The 16,593-nt window shown below is 61.4% G+C and carries 15 protein-coding genes; 7 read left to right on the forward strand and 8 right to left on the reverse strand.

What is annotated here, in order from left to right:
* Positions 1 to 76 precede the first annotated feature (76 nt).
* From CSQ92_RS11010 to CSQ92_RS11025, 4 genes are all read right to left on the reverse strand, one after another.
* Positions 77 to 1,651 (reverse strand): sensor domain-containing diguanylate cyclase, encoded by a 1,575-nt coding sequence (locus tag CSQ92_RS11010; protein ID WP_099394128.1) that lies wholly within the window; start codon positions 1,649 to 1,651, stop codon positions 77 to 79.
* A gap of 142 nt (positions 1,652 to 1,793) precedes the next feature.
* Positions 1,794 to 2,351 carry an NADPH-dependent FMN reductase gene (locus CSQ92_RS11015; RefSeq protein ID WP_070280283.1) on the reverse strand — a complete coding sequence of 186 codons (558 nt, stop codon included), beginning with the start codon at positions 2,349 to 2,351 and terminating at the stop codon, positions 1,794 to 1,796.
* A gap of 88 nt (positions 2,352 to 2,439) precedes the next feature.
* Positions 2,440 to 3,558: an alanine racemase gene (gene alr, locus CSQ92_RS11020; protein WP_257219189.1), complete on the reverse strand. Its 1,119-nt coding sequence runs from the start codon at positions 3,556 to 3,558 to the stop codon at positions 2,440 to 2,442.
* Between the two features lie 13 nt (positions 3,559 to 3,571).
* On the reverse strand, positions 3,572 to 4,861 hold the full coding sequence (locus CSQ92_RS11025; protein WP_034783073.1) for a D-amino acid dehydrogenase: 1,290 nt from the start codon (positions 4,859 to 4,861) through the stop codon (positions 3,572 to 3,574).
* Positions 4,862 to 4,966: 105 nt separating this feature from the next.
* Here CSQ92_RS11025 and CSQ92_RS11030 point away from each other — a divergent pair, with 105 nt between their 5' ends.
* Positions 4,967 to 5,467 carry an Lrp/AsnC ligand binding domain-containing protein gene (locus CSQ92_RS11030; protein WP_070222192.1) on the forward strand — a complete coding sequence of 167 codons (501 nt, stop codon included), beginning with the start codon at positions 4,967 to 4,969 and terminating at the stop codon, positions 5,465 to 5,467.
* Between the two features lie 148 nt (positions 5,468 to 5,615).
* Entirely contained in the window at positions 5,616 to 5,963 is a 348-nt protein-coding gene (locus CSQ92_RS11035; RefSeq protein WP_099378671.1) for a hypothetical protein, read from the forward strand.
* Between the two features lie 25 nt (positions 5,964 to 5,988).
* Here CSQ92_RS11035 and CSQ92_RS11040 read toward each other — a convergent pair whose 3' ends face one another.
* Together CSQ92_RS11040 and CSQ92_RS11045 are read right to left on the reverse strand one after the other, a co-directional pair.
* Positions 5,989 to 7,641, reverse strand: coding sequence for a methyl-accepting chemotaxis protein (locus tag CSQ92_RS11040; RefSeq protein ID WP_099394130.1), 1,653 nt, complete (start codon positions 7,639 to 7,641; stop codon positions 5,989 to 5,991).
* Between the two features lie 86 nt (positions 7,642 to 7,727).
* Positions 7,728 to 8,804, reverse strand: coding sequence for a GGDEF domain-containing protein (locus CSQ92_RS11045; RefSeq protein WP_099394131.1), 1,077 nt, complete (start codon positions 8,802 to 8,804; stop codon positions 7,728 to 7,730).
* A gap of 173 nt (positions 8,805 to 8,977) precedes the next feature.
* Here CSQ92_RS11045 and CSQ92_RS11050 point away from each other — a divergent pair, with 173 nt between their 5' ends.
* From CSQ92_RS11050 to CSQ92_RS11060, 3 genes are all read left to right on the forward strand, one after another.
* A complete protein-coding gene (locus tag CSQ92_RS11050; protein ID WP_143450346.1) occupies positions 8,978 to 11,080 on the forward strand; it encodes a sensor histidine kinase in 2,103 nt (700 codons plus the stop codon).
* Positions 11,073 to 11,717 (forward strand): response regulator transcription factor, encoded by a 645-nt coding sequence (locus CSQ92_RS11055; protein WP_070280276.1) that lies wholly within the window; start codon positions 11,073 to 11,075, stop codon positions 11,715 to 11,717. Before CSQ92_RS11050 ends, CSQ92_RS11055 begins: the two co-directional genes overlap by 8 nt.
* Positions 11,718 to 11,817: 100 nt before the next feature.
* A complete protein-coding gene (locus tag CSQ92_RS11060) occupies positions 11,818 to 12,678 on the forward strand; it encodes a tetratricopeptide repeat protein (protein WP_099394133.1) in 861 nt (286 codons plus the stop codon).
* Here CSQ92_RS11060 and CSQ92_RS11065 read toward each other — a convergent pair.
* Positions 12,655 to 13,623 carry a GlxA family transcriptional regulator gene (locus tag CSQ92_RS11065; protein WP_441326512.1) on the reverse strand — a complete coding sequence of 323 codons (969 nt, stop codon included), beginning with the start codon at positions 13,621 to 13,623 and terminating at the stop codon, positions 12,655 to 12,657. The two genes, CSQ92_RS11060 and CSQ92_RS11065, sit on opposite strands and share 24 nt — an antisense overlap.
* 142 nt (positions 13,624 to 13,765) lie before the next feature.
* Here CSQ92_RS11065 and CSQ92_RS11070 point away from each other — a divergent pair, with 142 nt between their 5' ends.
* Positions 13,766 to 14,410 carry a cysteine hydrolase family protein gene (locus CSQ92_RS11070; protein WP_099394135.1) on the forward strand — a complete coding sequence of 215 codons (645 nt, stop codon included), beginning with the start codon at positions 13,766 to 13,768 and terminating at the stop codon, positions 14,408 to 14,410.
* 54 nt (positions 14,411 to 14,464) lie between these two features.
* Entirely contained in the window at positions 14,465 to 15,025 is a 561-nt protein-coding gene (locus CSQ92_RS11075; RefSeq protein WP_099394136.1) for a YdcF family protein, read from the forward strand.
* Positions 15,026 to 15,035: 10 nt separating this feature from the next.
* Here CSQ92_RS11075 and glpK read toward each other — a convergent pair whose 3' ends face one another.
* The gene (gene glpK, locus CSQ92_RS11080; protein WP_099394137.1) at positions 15,036 to 16,529 is read right to left on the reverse strand and encodes a glycerol kinase GlpK; all 1,494 of its coding nucleotides are present in this window, start codon (positions 16,527 to 16,529) and stop codon (positions 15,036 to 15,038) included.
* Positions 16,530 to 16,593: the final 64 nt, after the last annotated feature.

Raw genomic sequence — 16,593 nt, forward strand, 5'->3', positions numbered from 1 at the left:
AGCGCTGGCAGGCAAACGAAACAGGCTCAGATGCAACAGAAAACAGCGTATCAGTTCATGCCGCACGGCCCGCCTGTCAGGCGGGCTCCGTGATGCCCACGCAATTGCGCCCATTTTCCTTGGCCACGTACAGGGCCGCATCGGCGGCGCGCAGCACGGCGTCCGTATTGCCCGCCTCCTGTTCAGACGATACGACGCCCAGCGATACCGTGACAAAGCCCGCGCCGGGAATCACGGCGGCGGCTACCTTGGCGCGCAAGCGCTCGGCCACCTGCATGGCCACGTCGAGGTCGGCATCGGGCAGCAGCATGATGAATTCATCGCCGCCATTGCGGCACAGCACGTCGGCATCGCGCGAACAGGCGCGCATCAGCTGCGCCAGGCGCAGGATGACTTCGTCGCCCACGGCATGGCCCCACTGGTCGTTGACTTGCTTGAAATGGTCGATATCGATGGCGATGACGGAAAACGGCCGCGCCTGTGCCTGCCACGCATCCAGCGCCGCCGCCATGCCGCGCCGGTTCGACAGCCCCGTCAGCGGGTCCGTCTGCACGTCGGTCTTCAACTTGCCGATCTTGTTCTGCAACAGCGCCAGGCCCTTCAGCAGGGCTTTCTTGATTTGCGCCGCCTCCACGTACCAGGAGCGGATGGCGGCGATGTGCTCGGCAGTGCCGGGCGCATCCATGCGCCGCGCGCCCTCGGCCAGCTGCACCAGGGGCCGCGAAATCAGGCTGGCCAGCCACCAGATGAATGGCAGGCTCAGCAAGGCAATCGGCAGGGAATGCCATACCGTGTTGGCCATCAGCTGGTTCAGCGGGGCCAGGGTCATGGCCGTGGGGCGCTGCGCCACGATGCCCCAGCCCGTCGACGGCATGATGGCGTAGCCGGCCAGCATGTCCACGCCCAGGCTGTTGTGCATGCGCCGGTTGCCGCCGCCCTGCTGCGCGATGATGGCGTCGATGACGTCATTGCTGCCGGCCACGTCGCCCAGGCGCTCGGGGTCCGGGTGGTACAGCAGGCGCCGGCTCTGGTCGACCACGTACAGGTAGGAACCGTCGCGGTAGTAATGCTGGCCCAGCATGGTGTACAGGATGTTTTTCTGTTTCAGGTAGATGCTGCCGCCCACATAACCGAGGTAGCGGCCATCCTTGCCCAGGATGGGATGCGAAATGAAGACCACCAGGTTGCCGGCCGAGGAGACGTACGGCTGCGTCACCAGCGGGCGCCGTTCGCGCAGCGCCTGCACGGCACCGGCCGAATCGAGCGTGCGGTTTTTCAGGGCCAGCGTTTCCGGCGACACGCCCAGCACCTTGCCCTGGGCATCGACGATGAGCACGGAATTGAAGCTGTTCGTTTGCAGGCGCAGGCGCTGCGCCTCGTCCGTCAGCCAGTGCTCGTCGCCCATGCGCGATGGCAGGCTGCCGGCGCTGTAGGCCAGTTGCTGGCGCGCCGACTGCAGGAAATCCTCGGCCGTGCTGGCCAGTTTGCTCGCGTAAGCGTGGTTCGCTTCCAGCGTGGTATCGATCAGCAACTGGCGCTGCACGCTGTAGCTGGCATAGAAGGTATTGGCCAGGGACACCAGGGCGCTGGCGAAGGCCACGAGCACGATCAAACGGCGCAAATTCATGCGCAGAACAGGTTTAGTCCACATGGGTCGGCAAAAAATCGGAAAGTATTGCGCTAAAGAAAGGGCGCATTATACCGAGACACCCGTGCCAATATTGAAATGTTGGCATCCATGGTCAAAGAATGTGTACAAGCGGCAACGCAGAGCGCTGCCGCCTTGATATGCGTCAAGCGTGGATGGCGTGCTTGCGGACCCAGTCCGTGTAGCGCTGCATCCAGCCCTGGAAGAAACCGAGGCTGGCCGGGCCGATGCCGCCATGCTCGTCGAACAAGCCTTCCTTGGCCTGGATGAACATTTCCGGTTGTCCCAGCAGCGGCACGTCCAGGTAAGCGAGCACATTGCGCAAATGCTGCTGCGCCAGCGCCGTGCCCGTGGCGCCCACGGAAACGCCGAGCACTGCGCCCGGCTTGCCGCCCCACACGCTCTGGCCATATGGACGCGAGCCGTGGTCGAGAGCGTTTTTCAGCACGCCGGGGATCGAGCGGTTGTATTCGGGGGTGAGGAAGAGCAAAGCTTGCGAAGCAGAAATATCCGACTTCAGACGCAGCACCTGCTCGGACTGCGCGCCATCGTCATCCTGGTTGTACAACGGCAAGTCGCCAATTTCGATGTGCTTGAAGGAAAATTCGGGCGGCGCCAGCTTGACGAGCGCATCAGCCAGTTTGCGGTTGAAGGAATCCTTGCGCAGGCTGCCGACGATGATAGCAACGTTATATTGACTCATATAAATCCCCGATGATGATTAAAAAGAAGCCCCGGAGTGGAGTTCACACCGGGGCTATCTTGCCACACAATCATCGGTTTTGCGCTGCTTAGCGTGCGCCGCCAGCCAGGCCTCGATACTCGCGGTAATAGCGTCCGCCCAGGTTGGTCAGCACCTCATAGCCGATGGTATTGGCCATGGCCGCCACCGCGTCGACCGGATGTTCGGCGCAGATCAGGTCGACCAGGCTGCCCGGCGCGACGCGGTCGCCGGCGATGGCAGTCACGTCGAGCGTGATGGAATCCATCGAGATGGCGCCGATCTGCGGCACTTTCACGCCGTCGACGATGGCCAGGCCCTGGTTGCTCATGCTGCGCAGCCAGCCATCGGCGTAGCCGACGGAAACAGTGGCCACCTGGCGCGGCTCGCTGGCCGTGTAGCGGCGGCTGTAGCCCACGTGGTCGCCGGCGGCAATCGTGCGCGTCTGCATGACCTTGCCTTGCAGGCGCACCACGGAGCGCAGGGGATTCGGTTCGCCGCCCTGCGGCCCGATGCCATACAGGGCCGCACCGGGACGCACCAGGTCAAAGTGGAAATCGGGTGATAAAAAGATGCCCGAGGAATTGGCCAGGCTGGCGCGGTACTGCGGCAGACGGGCGCGGATGGCGGTGAAACGGGCCAGCTGCTCGCCATTCATGGGGTTGCTGCGCTCGTCGGCGCAAGCCAGGTGGCTCATGATGTAGCGCACCTTGATGCCGTCGAGAAAATGCGAGTCCAGCAGCCAGGCGTCGATTTCCTGCGGCGACAGGCCCATGCGCGACATGCCCGTATCCACCTGCACGATGGCGTCAAGGGTACTGCCCAGCGCCTTCGCATGCGCGCGCCAGCCGGCCACCTGGGGCTCGCTGTTGAGCACTGGCGTCAAGCCATGGGCCGTGAATTCGCCTTCCGTGCCGACGGGCGGGCCGTGCAGCACGAAGATGGCGGCATCCGGCGCCACATGCGGGCGCAGGCTGATACCCTCTTCCAGGTGGGCCACGAAGAAATGGCGGCAACCTTCTTCATACAGGGCCGCGCCCACTTGCGCGGCGCCGAGGCCATACGCGTCGGACTTCACGACGGCCGAGCAGGCGGCAGGATGCGCCTTGTCGCGCAACAAGCGGTAGTTGGCGCGCACGGCGTCGAGGTCCACCGTCAGGATGGCGCCGCTACGTTCCTTTGGAGGCATGCTGGCCCCCATCTCAGGCCACCGCGTGTTGCAGTTTGCCATTGCCCTGTGCGCCGCTGTAGCGGCTGACGGACAGGTCGTCGGCCAGGATGGCCGGCTTTTTCGACGACATCAGGTCGGCCAGCAATTGCGCCGAACCGCAGGACATGGTCCAGCCCAGGGTGCCGTGGCCCGTATTGAGGAACAGGTTGCGCAGCGGCGTGCGGCCGACGATCGGCGTGCCGTCCGGCGTCATCGGACGCAAGCCCGTCCAGAACGTGGCCTCGGCCGTGTTGCCGCCGCCGGGGAACAGGTCGTTGACGACCATTTCCAGGGTTTCGCGGCGGCGCGGGTTCAGGTTCAGGTTGTAGCCAGCGATTTCCGCCATGCCGCCCACGCGGATGCGGTCGTCGAAACGCGTCACGGCGATCTTGTAGGTTTCATCGAGGATGGTCGACACGGGCGCCTTGGCCGCGTTGACGATAGGCACGGTGATCGAATAGCCCTTCAGCGGATACACGGGGATGTCGAGCAGCGGCTTCATGAAGCCCGTCGAGTAGGAACCGAGCGCCACGACGTAGGAGTCGGCCTTGACGATTTCCGCGCCACATTGCACGCCAGCGATTTCATCGCCCTGCGTCAGCAATGCATCGATGGCGACGCCATAGCGGAACTTCACGCCCAGCGCCACGGCCATTTCGGACAGGCGCGTGGTAAACAGCTGGCAATCGCCCGTTTCATCGTTGGGCAGGCGCAAGCCGCCGAACAGTTTATCCTTGACCGCTTCCAGGGCCGGTTCGGCGCGCGACAGCTCGTTGCGCTGCAACACTTCATATGGCACGCCCGCGTCTTTCAACACTTCGATATCCTTGGCGGCGTCGTTGTATTGCTTTTCGGTGCGGAACAATTGCATCGTGCCTTGCTGGCGGCCTTCATACGTGATGCCGGCCTCGGCGCGCAGCACCTTGAAGCAATCGCGGCTGTATTCGGCCAGGCGCACCATGCGTTCCTTGTTCACCGCATACGCTTCCGGTGTGCAATTACGCAACATCTGCCACATCCACTTGAGCTGGGCGGCGCTGCCGTCGAGCGAGATGGCCAGCGGTGCGTGGCGCTGCATCATCCACTTCACGGCTTTCAGGGGAATGCCGGGCGCAGCCCATGGCGAAGCGTAGCCGGGCGAGATTTGCCCCGCATTCGCGAAGCTGGTTTCCAGTGCCGGGCCCGGCTGGCGGTCGATGACGGTCACCTCATGTCCTGCCTTGGCCAGATAGTAAGCACTGGTGACGCCGATGACGCCGCTACCCAGAATCACGATACGCATAGTTTCCTCATTATATTTTTTAGGCTGACGCCAGATTAACCGCTATCATATTGGGAAAGAGCCAGTATTTGTTCACGTATAAATCGAGATATTCAGCAATAAATCATGAGAATCCTTAAAGAATCGGCACGTGGCCTCGACAAGCTGGATCGCCACATCCTGCGCATCCTGCAACAGGATGGCCGTATCTCGATGAAAGACCTGGGCGAACAGGTGGGACTGTCCATCACGCCCTGCATCGAGCGGGTCAAGCGCATGGAGCGCGACGGCGTCATCACGGGCTACCATGCCAAGGTGAACCCGGCCGCGCTGGGCGCCAAGCTGCTCGTCTTTGTGGAGATTACGCTGAATCAAAAATCCGCGTCCGCCTTCGAGCAATTCCGCCGCGAAGTGCTGCAAATTCCCGAGGTACAGGAATGCCACCTGGTGTCGGGCGACTTCGATTACCTGATCAAGGCGCGCATCCATGAAATGGCCGAGTACCGCAAGCTGCTGGGCGACATGCTGCTGCAGCTGCCCGGCGCCGCGCAATCGAAAAGCTATGTGGTGATGGAAGAAATCAAGGAAACCCTGGCGCTGTCGACCGACGTGCTGCAAAATCGGTGAAGGTACCGCCTGCCGGTACCGACAGCATCAAATTTTGCGCCTTTGTATAATCTTGTAGCACATTCGCGGCCACGCAAGCACACTCCTGTCCTGACATCACGCCCGTCCCCTCTGAGATTGGAAGCAGTGATGCACACTGGGAGTCCGTATGAACACATTGATAAAACTGGCAGCTTCCTGCCTCGCGGGCCTGGCCGTGGCCATGTGCACCGCCAGTGAATACAAGGTCAACCGCGCGCCGGACAATGGCGCCATCTATCAAAACATCAAGGTGGGCAAGACCACCCGCCTCGACCTCGACGCTGCCCTGGGCAACGCCACCGTCGTCAGCTTCGATCCCGGCTATGAAGTCTGGGTCTACAAGAACCAGCTGCAAGCGCCCAAGATGACGCGCCTGATCCCCCTGCTGGGCGAAAAAGGCACGCGCGAAGTGGCCGTCATGTTCGACCAGGCGGGCATCGTGAGGAAATTCCGGATACACGAGCCGCGCAAGTAGACACCTGCGCCCGTGAATAAACGGCTCAGGCCGGGCATGGTGCGGCAACGGCGCCCAGGGCAAGCCTGCGCGCGCCGGCATCGATTGCCTGTGGACTGCCCGCCCCATCGCGCTCGTCGCCGAGCCTGAACGTACCGACCAGTGCCGCCATCTGGATGGCCTGCTCCTTCAACTGCTCGGCGGCGGCCGCCGTCTGCTCCACCATTGCCGCATTCTCCTGTGTCATGCGATCAAGCTGGCTCACTACCACATTGACCTGGCCGATCCCATCACTCTGCTCCCTGGCCGAAGTGCTGATTTCGCCTATCATGGCCATGACATGGCCGACACTGTCGACGATTTCATCCATCGTCACGCCGGCATCCTGCACCAGGCGGCTGCCCGACGCCACGCTGGCCACGGAGGCGTCGATCAGCACCTTGATTTCCTTGGCCGCGACGGCACTGCGCTGCGCCAGGTTACGCACCTCGCTGGCCACTACGGCAAAGCCCCGTCCCTCCTCCCCCGCGCGCGCCGCCTCGACGGCCGCGTTCAAGGCCAGGATATTGGTCTGGAAGGCAATGCCGTCAATGGTGCCAAGAATATCGGCAATGCGCTGGGAACCCGCATTGATCGCATTCATGGTCTGCACCACCCGGGCAACGACGTCGGCACCCCGGCTGGCGACCCGCGAGGCGGAGTTGGCCAGCTCGGTAGCTTTCCTGGCCGCGTTGGCCGTATTGCTGACAGCACCAGTCAATTCCTCCATCGAGGCCGCCGTTTGCTCCAGGCTGGACGCCTGCTCCTCCGTACGCATGCTCAGGCTGGTATTGGCCATGGCGATTTCCACTGCCCCCGTGGACATCGCCTGCGACGCTTCGCGCACCTGGCCCACCATCGTCGCCAGAGCTGTTTGCATGGCCACCAGCGAGGCCATGACACTGCCGCCCGGCGCCTGCACTTGCTCGCCTGCATGGCTCAAATCCCCTCCGGCAACTTTTTGAGCCGCCGCGCCCAGCAGCGCCGGTTCGCTACCCAAGGAACGGAACAAGGTGCGCACGATCCACAGCCCGGCGCCGCCGGCCGCCATGAAAGCGAGCAGGCAAACGCCGACGAGCAGATTGCGCTGGGCGGCAAACGCCTGCTTACCCGTCAGCAAGCGCGCCTCGGCCCTGGCCGCGGCATAACGCGCGTACTCATTGGTCGTCCTTTCCAGGCGCATCAGCAATGGCTGGCATTCGCGGTTCAATTTGTCGATGGCGGCAGACTTCTGACCAGTCAGCGCCAAATCGACGATGGACAACGCCACCGGCCCATACAGGGCTTCCACCGCTTCCATTTCCCGTATCAGTCTCGTCGCGGTCTCGGTGATCTGGGCCGATTGCGCAGCGCTGCGCTGCAATTGCCGCAACTGCGCCTGCACCCGGGCGTGGGCTTCGGCGACGCGCTCCTTTTCCTGCGCGATATCTTGTGCATTCACAAACAGCAGCAAGTTGCGTGCGGCGATGGCCCGGCTATCAACCGCCTCCTGCAGTTTGGCAACCAGGACGGAACGGGCATTCGTTTCGGACAAATAGGAATCGAAACGCGCATTCGCATCCAGCAGCGAGGTGATGGAAATGCCGGAAACGGCCAGCACCATCAGCGCCAGTCCGGCAAAGGCGATGGCCAATTTGCCCTTGATCGTACGGATATTCATATCATTTCCCCTGTGAATGGTATAGCCACGGCGGCCTGCGCACTTGCACACGCATCTTCTTGCTTGCATTGCTTGAGGTACGGCGCCTAAGCTGGCGCTGCGTCGGGAAAAAAGACCACGCAATCCTTGCCGGACAGTTTCGCGCTGTATAGCGCCTCATCGGCCCTGCGGAAACTGTCCGCCACGGCATTTCCCTGCATGCGCGCGATACCGACACTGATCGTCACGCCCCGCCTGACTGCCGTCGAGCGCCGCACCCTGTCCAGCAGCTGATCTGCAATGTAGGCCACGCACGCCAGGTCGGCATCGATCAGCATGGCGAATTCCTCGCCGCCGATCCGCCCGTGCGGACAACCTGCCGCCGACGCGGCAATAATCTGGCCCAGCTCCCGCAGGACGATATCGCCGGTATCATGTCCAAATTCATCGTTAATCATCTTGAAATCATCGACATCGGCCATTAACAGGTAAGCAGGCGACGACTTGCCATCTCTCATTGCCGCATGCAGCGCATCGAGAAAACAGCGGCGATTGGGTATGCCAGTCAAATAATCGCGGTAAGCCATGTCTTCCAGGCGCGCCGTGGCGACATGGTGCATATAGCGCAGGCGAAAAAAACAGCTGCTGAAAAGCAGGCCGATCAACACCCCCGCCGCCGCATACATTACCGACCATTCGCCGCTGGCCAGCAATGCCTGCTCGAAACCGCCCAGCCCCAGTAAAAACCACACAACCAGTATCAGCACCAGATACGTCAATGGATCACTGGCGATGGCCGAAATGGAAACCGTCATCAAGACTCCGAGTGGAAACATCCAGTACCCACTAATGCCGCTTGCCGACATGAGCACGCGAAAGCCGGCACAGGAAAAAATGGCGGTCACCAGGCCGCCAATATTCAGATACCGTAAATTTCCTGCCCTGCAGCTGATCACAATTCCAAGCAAGACTCCGGCTACACAAATCAAATATTCCTGACCCACCGCATAAGATAATCTGCCAGCCAGGAAATATGACGCGAGCATGCCAATAAAGGCCATGCATTGCAATGCCAGACTCGGCGTCTTCAATTCCAGATAAAAGTATCGCTGCTGCGATAAATCATACGCACCGGCATGAGGCACCCTGCATATTTCCGCCATTTTTTTGTGTAATGCACGCATCTCCGCTCCCACATCGCCATTATTTAAAAAATACTTACCGCTTAAGCAAGGGTGCGTTTTTTGTAAATTTTATTTTACTAATATTTCCTTATTCGCCATGCAATCATGATATTTCCACTTGGAAATCTAACCACGACACGGTACATTTATCCTGAAGCAAGCGATACTACACTTTGGTTCTATTGATAGCGGCACGCGAAATCCGTAGCATTTCGCTCGGCAACTTCAACCAAATCGTCTCACTGATGGAGATAACAGCAATGTTGCTATTTAGGGAATATGGGAAAATTATTTTCAAAAGAAATTACTGGCTTCTCATTACCTACATTGTCTTTTCAATAGCAATCAGTGTCTTGGGATTTGCGGCGCATGTCGGGGCGCAAGGGAGGGAGACGATAGATGCGGCGCAGCCGACGAGCTTAGGTTTGCTCCGGCACTACCAGGCACTGGAAGACAGCAGCTGTGAACAGCCAGTCGATGCCGTCAGGCATAGCCCGCACTGGATTTCCGTGACGGGGGAGCCGCCCAACGTCGGCCCCGCTGGCGCTTGCCGGTGGATCAGGTTCAACCTCGACAATTCTGGCCCGCAGCCGGCGCAGGTGACGGTTGACCTGGGCACACCCTTGCAGGATTTTGTAGACTGGCATGTGCTGGACAGGGCCGATGGACGCCTCATGACGAGCATCCATAGCGGCGACCGGCGCAATTTCAATTTCCGCTACCAACAGTCCTGGACCTTGTCCTTACCGCTGGCCATCGCTGCCGGACAACAGCTGGCAGTGTATGCCAGGCTTGCCAGCCTGGACGGTTTTCAGGAACCGCTTGCCCTTACCGTGCAGGCCAGCGATACGTTTTTCCTGCAGAAATCCAAGGAAAAACTCTTGATGGGAATGTATTTTGGCTGCCTGCTGGCCTTCTGCATTTACAGCATCTTTCTTTTTATTTCCACCAAAGACAATATTCATATCATCTACGCGGCATTTCTCGCCCTGCTGAGTTCCACCACATTCTTCTATTATGGTGCCAGCGCTGAATTTCTCTTTTATAGCAATCCCGAATTCAACAATTCACTACTGCCATTCCTCTTTTCACTGTGCATGTTCTTTTTTTTCATTTTCGCCAGATCCTATCTGAAAATGCCGGATCTTCCATCCAACAGTTTCATCACAATCTACAACATCATCACTGTCGCCATTTTACTGGCATCGCCGCTGGCATTCCTGATTGGCTATGCAGCCAGCTATACCATCAATACGATACTCGTGCAGACCAATATACTTGTCCTTCTGATTCTGCTTATTCCTCTATGCCTGAACAAAAATATGAATGCCATTTTTCTATTGATTGCTTTCTTTCCGCTTGGAACAACACTTTCCTTAAAACTACTTAGCCTGGATAACTTCATTACCTCCCAGCATCTGTTTGAACATAATTTCCATATGGCGGAAAGCACGATTTTTTCCGTGATCGCCTTAAGTTTTTCCATCGCTTACTCGATGAAAATCATGCGGCAGGCGATGCAAGAGGCTAGCTCGCGCGAAATGACATCCACGATCGCGCTGCAAGACAACGAGCTCAAACTGATGCACCTATCGCGCGTCACCCTGGCCGGCGAATTGAGCGGCGCCATCGCCCATGAACTGAGCCAGCCGCTCACTTCCATCCTGGGCAATGCCCAGGCTGCGGAATTCATGATCAGGAACCGGCACTTCAATGAACCCGCACAACTGGCGATCATCCGCGACATCATCGATCAGACCAAACGGGCTGCCACGGTGCTCACGAAAATCAGGAAACTGCTGTATCCCGGCAAGAAGTGCACGGAACGTATCCGCGTCAATGACGTACTGGCCAGCGTACGACAATTCATGCGGCACGACCTGGCGCTCAAAAATATTCGCTTGACGGAATATTGCGACCACGAAATGCATGTCAGCGGAGACCTAGTGCAGATTCAGCAAGTCCTCATCAATCTGTTGGCCAATGCAATCGACGCGGTCAAGGACTTGCCCGACGAGCGCAAGTGCATCTACCTGTCGGTGCGCCACTATCTGGGCAAATATGCCTTGTTTACCGTCAGCGATACGGGGGTCGGTTTGCCGCCCGACCATCACGACAGGATATTCGATGCTTTCTATAGCACCAAGGAAGGCGGCATGGGCCTGGGCATGAATATTTGCAAGAAAATTATCGCTGCCCACTATGGCGAAATCTGGGCCCGCTCCGCCTATCCCTTCGGCTCCACCATTGAATTCACCATACCCATTGATGAATAACACCAGTGCCGCCGCGCCCTGCGTTTTCCTCGTCGACGATGACCCGTTCATCCTGCGCGCACTGGAAAGAATTCTTTCCTGTACCAGCCACCAGGTACAGTCCTTCTCTTCCGCTGAAGCGTTTCTGGCCGAGGCCGACCTGCAGCAGGCGGGCTGCCTCGTCCTGGACCTGTCCATGCCCGCCATGTCCGGTCCCCTGCTCCAGGAACACCTGCTGCACTGCGAATCGCTGCTGCCGGTGATTTTTTTAACAGGCAATGGCGACGTGGCAAGCAGCGTCAAGGCCATGAAGCTGGGGGCGGTTGATTTCCTGACCAAGCCCGTCGACGCCCTGCGCCTGTTCGATGCCGTGACACTGGCGCTCAAGCTGAATGGCAGGCTCACTGCGGACCGGGCGCTGCTGCGTTCCATCGAACTGCGCCTGGGCAGGCTGACGAAACGCGAACACCAGGTCATGGAACTGGTGGTCGCTGGCCGGCTGAACAAGCAAATCGCAGCGGAACTGGGAACGGTGGAACATACGGTCAAATTGCACCGCGCCAGCGTCATGCGCAAGATGCAGGCCGACTCTTTCTCCGACCTGATGACAACGATCAATACCCTGCGCCTGCTCAAGCCGCAAGCCAGCGGACGCTGATCGGGGCGAGTCAGATGGGCCTGCCGTGCCAAGCCCGCCCTGGCGGACGCCCGGCGGCGTCCTCTTGTTCTACACTGGCGTTTTATTCTCCGGTGCCCCCATGCTATTACCCGCACGCCTCGCCCATATCTCGACAGACAAGGACTGGCAACACGACACGCCTTACCCGCCCCTCGGCTTCACCCCCTTTTCCGAAGGCGCGCTGGGCAATGGCGACACCTTCGGCCTGTACTGGCCCATCGGCCGCGAAGCGGCGGAACCGATCGTCGTCGAGACGTGGCACGACGAGTGGCGCATCCAGCCGCACTTTTCCAGCCTGACGACGTTCTTGCAAGCCTGCGCGGCAGCGGAGGACGAATATGTCGGCGCGCCATCGCTGGCCGACGACCCCGCTTCGCCGCGCGCCGCCTATCTGGAGGCCAAGGAATTGATTGCGCAGCGCAACCCGGACGCGGCCATCGCGCTGCTGGAAGCGGCGCTCGCCATCGTGCCCGAATATACGGATGCGCTGGTGCTGCTGCACGGCCAGTATGTGCGTGCGGGAAGAATCGATGAAGCCGTCAAGGTGGCCATCCAGGCGATCATTTCGCCGCCGTCATTTGGCGGCCCGCCATTCAAGGCCTTGCAATGGCTGCGCACGCAGGCGGTGCCGGAGGGGGAACTTGACCCCATCTGGCGCGCCTGCGGGCAGTTGTCGTTCAACTTTGGCGGCAGCAAGGAAAATGCCGATTACCCGGTGCTGCTGGCCGCCATCGCCACCTACCTGGAGCAAGGCAACCATGTTGGCGCCTCGACCCTGATGCAAACCTACGCCGAGCTGATGAGCGCGGAAACCGTCTCCTTCCAGGAGCGCTACGCCTTCGAGCCGGCCGCCTTCCTTGCGCGGCAAATCGCCGTCAGCGCGAAGCTGCCGCAGGGCAGCCGCGACCCGGCGGCGCTATGGTCGTCCGGCAGGAATTAGCTGCTGCCGGAACAGCTTGCGATACGCCGATGGCGACGTCTGCAAGCTGGCCCGGAAATGCTGGCGCAGCGACAGGGCCGTGCCGAAGCCAGCCTCTTGCGCCACGACATCGATCGATGCCGCGCTTTTCTCCAGCAAGCCTTGCGCATGCGCCAGGCGCTGGTTCAGCAGCCACTGCTTGAACGAGGTGCCCATGGCCTGGCGGAAGTGACGCGTAAAATTGCGCCGGCTCATGGCGGCCTGTTCGGCCAGCGCATCGATGCTGTGCGGGATGCCCAGATTGGCCGTCACGCAGGCCAGCACCTCGGCAAAACGTCCTTCGCTGCCGGACACGGGCAGCGGGCGCGCGATGAATTGCGCCTGCCCGCCCTGGCGGTGCGGCGCCACCAGCAGCCGGCGCGCCACCCGGTTGGCCACCTCGGCGCCCGCCAACTGGCGCAGCAGATACAGGCAGCAATCGAGGCCGGCCGCCACGCCGGCCGACGTCAGTACGCCGCCATCATCCACATACAGCACTTCCCGGTCCACCCTGACCTTGGGATAACGGGCCGCCAGCCGGTCCGCCATGCCCCAGTGCGTGGCTGCGCTCTTGCCATCCAACAAGCCTGCCTGTGCCAGGGGAAACGCGCCCAGGCACAGGCCCACCATGCGCGCCCCGCGCCGGCTGGCCGCCTGCAGCGCCGTGACCAGGGGCGCCGCCGCATCGCGGCAATCGTCGTGCCAGGCGGGCATGATGACGATATCGGCCCCCTCCAGTCCTTCCAGGCCGAACTCGGGCGTGATGCCGAAGCCGGCCGCCGTGCGCAAGGGTGCGGGATCGGCGGCGCACACGCGCACGTGGAAAGGCGGCAGATCGGCCTCGTCCGTCTGGGCGCCAAACACGAGACAGGGCACGGACAGGTGAAACGGCGTCATGCCGTCAAAGGCGATCACGGCCACGCTCAAGGGAGAGGCAAAAGCGGGAATAGTAGTCATGGCCCGATTTTATCGTAGATATGCCTTCGGGCCACTTTTTATTGACAGCATACGCGCAGACAATGACGGTATCGGGGAAGCCTTCCCCGCTCAACCATGCCAGGAGTTATCCATGTCTGCCGCAACATCCACCACCCCGCGCCGCGCCCTGCTCGTCATCGATGTACAAAATGAATACTTCACGGGCGACATGCCCATCGAATATCCGTCCGTCGATATTTCCCTGCCAAACATCGTCACTGCCATGGCCGCCGCCCGCGCCGCCGGCGTGCCCGTGATCGTCGTCCAGCACGATGCGCCGGAAGCTTCCCCCATCTTTGCCAAGGGCAGCGACGGCTGGCAACTGCATCCGCAAGTGGCCGCCTTCACCGCCGACCACCGCATCAACAAGGTCATGGGCAGCGCCTTTGCGGGTACGGACTTGCAGGCCTGGCTGGGCAGCCACGGCATCGACACCCTGACGGTGGTCGGCTACATGACGCACAATTGCGACGCCGCCACCATCTACCACGCCGCGCACGACGGCTTGCAAGTCGAATTCCTGCAGGACGCCACCGGCACCCTGCCCTACGCCAACGCGGGCGGCACGGCCAGCGCCGAAGAAATCCACCGCGTCTTCAGCGCCGTGTTCCACTCGAATTTCGCCGCCGTCGCCAGCACCCAGGACTGGCTCGCTGCCGTGCGCGAGGGCAAGCCGCTGGAAAAGGACAATATCTACTTGTCGAACCAGCGCGCGCGCAAGGCGCAGGCGAACTGACGCCTGCGGGAATGGACGGGTATCATGCGTCCATTCCTTACTTGATGATGCGCAATGCGAAAAATAATACTGCTCGGTTCAAGCGTTGCCGGTCTGTTCCTGCTGGCCACCGCCGCCCTGGTGCTGGCGGGATTCAACGACAAGCTGGCCCCCGCCGACGTGATCGTCGTGCCGGGCAATACGATTGCGCCCGACGGCACGCCCAGCCCCCGCCTGCAGGCGCGCCTCGACGTGGCGCTCAAGCAATTCCAGGAACATCGGGCGCCGCGCATCCTCGTCAGCGGGGCGACGGGCAAGGAAGGTTTTGACGAGGCCGCTTCCATGGCCCGCTACCTGCAATCGCGCGGGGTGCCCGCCAGCGCCATCCTTGAGGATAATCAAGGCTGGACCACGGACGCCACGGCCCGCAATGCGGCGGCCCTGATGCGCCAGCATGGCTGGCGCACGGCCATGGTTGCCACGCAATATTTTCACGTGCCCCGCTTACGGCTGGCGCTGGAGCGCAGCGGCATCGCCGTCAGCGGCAACGTGCACGCGCCCTATTTCGAGCTGCGCGACCTGTATTCCGTGCCGCGCGAAACGGTGGGCTATGCCGTGTATTTCATGCGCCACTGAGCACGAGTTTTCACTCGCTCCAGTCGCGCGAGCGCTCCACGGCCCGCTGCCATTTGTGTAGCCGCGTCAGGCGTTCGTCGGCCGCCATGGCCGGTTCGAAACGGCGTCCCACCTGCCACTGGGCGGCGATTTCTTCCTGCGAGTCCCAGAAGCCCACGGCCAGGCCCGCCAGGTAGGCGGCGCCCAGGGCCGTCGTTTCCGTCACCACGGGACGCACCACGGGCACATTCAGGATGTCGGCCTGAAACTGCATCAGCATGTCGTTGCGGGCCGCGCCGCCATCAACGCGCAGCTCGCTCAAGGCGATGCCCGCGTCATCCTGCATGGCCGACAGCACGTCCACGTTCTGGTAAGCCACGCCCTCGAGCGCCGCGCGCGCGATATGCGCCTTGCCCGTGCCGCGCGTGATGCCGATCAGGGTGCCGCGCGCATATGGGTCCCAGTACGGCGCGCCCAGGCCCGCGAACGCGGGCACGAAGACGAGGCCGCCCGAATCGGGCACGCTGGTGGCCAGCGCCTCCACTTCGGACGAGTCGCGGATGATGCCGATGCCGTCGCGCATCCATTGCACGGCCGCGCCGGCGATAAAGGCGCTGCCTTCCAGTAAATAATCGGTCTGGTCGCTGTCCGTGCCCAGGCTCCAGCCCACCGTCGTCAACAGCCGGTTTTTCGATGGCAAGGGGCGCTTGCCCACGTTCATCAGCATGAAGCAGCCCGTGCCGTAGGTATTCTTCGCCATGCCCGGTTTCAGACAGGCCTGGCCAAAGGTGGCCGCCTGCTGGTCGCCCGCGATGCCGGCGATCGGCACGGAGATACCCAGCAAGTCGGTATAGGTGTGCGCCGCCACGCCGCTCGAGGGCACGACATCGGGCAGCAAGGAGGCGGGAATGTCCAGCAGCGCCAGCAGATCCGTGTCCCACTGCAGGGTGTGGATATTGAACAGCATGGTGCGCGCCGCGTTGCTCGTGTCCGTCAAGTGGGCGCCGCTCATCTTGTAGATCAGCCAGCTGTCGACGGTGCCGAACGCCAGCTCTCCCCGCTCGGCGCGCGCGCGGGCGCCGGGAACGTTGTCAAGCAGCCATTTGAGTTTGGTGGCGGAAAAATAGGCGTCCAGCACGAGACCCGTTTTTTGCTGGATCAATTCCGCCTTGCCCTGCTCCACCAGTTGCTCGCAGTAAGCCGCATTTCTGCGGTCTTGCCAGACGATGGCATTGGCGACGGGCTCGCCCGTGGCGCGCTCCCACAGCACCGTCGTTTCGCGCTGGTTGGTCACGCCGATGGCGGCCACGTCGGAAGCGGCCACGCCGCTGTCGCGCAAGACCTGCTGCAGCACGCCCTCTTGCGACGCCCAGATTTCGTTCGCATCATGCTCGACCCAGCCCGGCTGGGGGAAAATCTGGCGAAACTCGCGCTGCGCGCTGGCGTGCGGCCGGCCCGCATGGTCGAACAGGATGGCGCGCGAACTGGTGGTGCCCTGATCTAAAGCAAGTATGTATTTGGTCATTGTCTGGTGGTGCGAAAAGCGGGTAAAAACAGGCACGGAGGGTGCTCACTCCGTGCCCTCAGGA

The organism is Janthinobacterium sp. BJB446 (assembly GCF_002735655.1).
GTDB lineage: Bacteria > Pseudomonadota > Gammaproteobacteria > Burkholderiales > Burkholderiaceae_D > Janthinobacterium > Janthinobacterium lividum.

What these genes read in the sequence shown, in the direction of transcription:
- CSQ92_RS11010 (WP_099394128.1), bottom strand. Translation starts at nt 1,651, where the DNA reads ATGTGGACTAAACCTGTTCTGCGCATGAATTTGCGCCGTTTGATCGTG.
- CSQ92_RS11015 (WP_070280283.1), bottom strand. Translation starts at nt 2,351, where the DNA reads ATGAGTCAATATAACGTTGCTATCATCGTCGGCAGCCTGCGCAAGGAT.
- alr (WP_257219189.1), bottom strand. Translation starts at nt 3,558, where the DNA reads ATGCCTCCAAAGGAACGTAGCGGCGCCATCCTGACGGTGGACCTCGAC.
- CSQ92_RS11025 (WP_034783073.1), bottom strand. Translation starts at nt 4,861, where the DNA reads ATGCGTATCGTGATTCTGGGTAGCGGCGTCATCGGCGTCACCAGTGCT.
- CSQ92_RS11030 (WP_070222192.1), top strand. Translation starts at nt 4,967, where the DNA reads ATGAGAATCCTTAAAGAATCGGCACGTGGCCTCGACAAGCTGGATCGC.
- CSQ92_RS11035 (WP_099378671.1), top strand. Translation starts at nt 5,616, where the DNA reads ATGAACACATTGATAAAACTGGCAGCTTCCTGCCTCGCGGGCCTGGCC.
- CSQ92_RS11040 (WP_099394130.1), bottom strand. Translation starts at nt 7,641, where the DNA reads ATGAATATCCGTACGATCAAGGGCAAATTGGCCATCGCCTTTGCCGGA.
- CSQ92_RS11045 (WP_099394131.1), bottom strand. Translation starts at nt 8,804, where the DNA reads ATGCGTGCATTACACAAAAAAATGGCGGAAATATGCAGGGTGCCTCAT.
- CSQ92_RS11055 (WP_070280276.1), top strand. Translation starts at nt 11,073, where the DNA reads ATGAATAACACCAGTGCCGCCGCGCCCTGCGTTTTCCTCGTCGACGAT.
- CSQ92_RS11060 (WP_099394133.1), top strand. Translation starts at nt 11,818, where the DNA reads ATGCTATTACCCGCACGCCTCGCCCATATCTCGACAGACAAGGACTGG.
- CSQ92_RS11070 (WP_099394135.1), top strand. Translation starts at nt 13,766, where the DNA reads ATGTCTGCCGCAACATCCACCACCCCGCGCCGCGCCCTGCTCGTCATC.
- CSQ92_RS11075 (WP_099394136.1), top strand. Translation starts at nt 14,465, where the DNA reads ATGCGAAAAATAATACTGCTCGGTTCAAGCGTTGCCGGTCTGTTCCTG.
- glpK (WP_099394137.1), bottom strand. Translation starts at nt 16,529, where the DNA reads ATGACCAAATACATACTTGCTTTAGATCAGGGCACCACCAGTTCGCGC.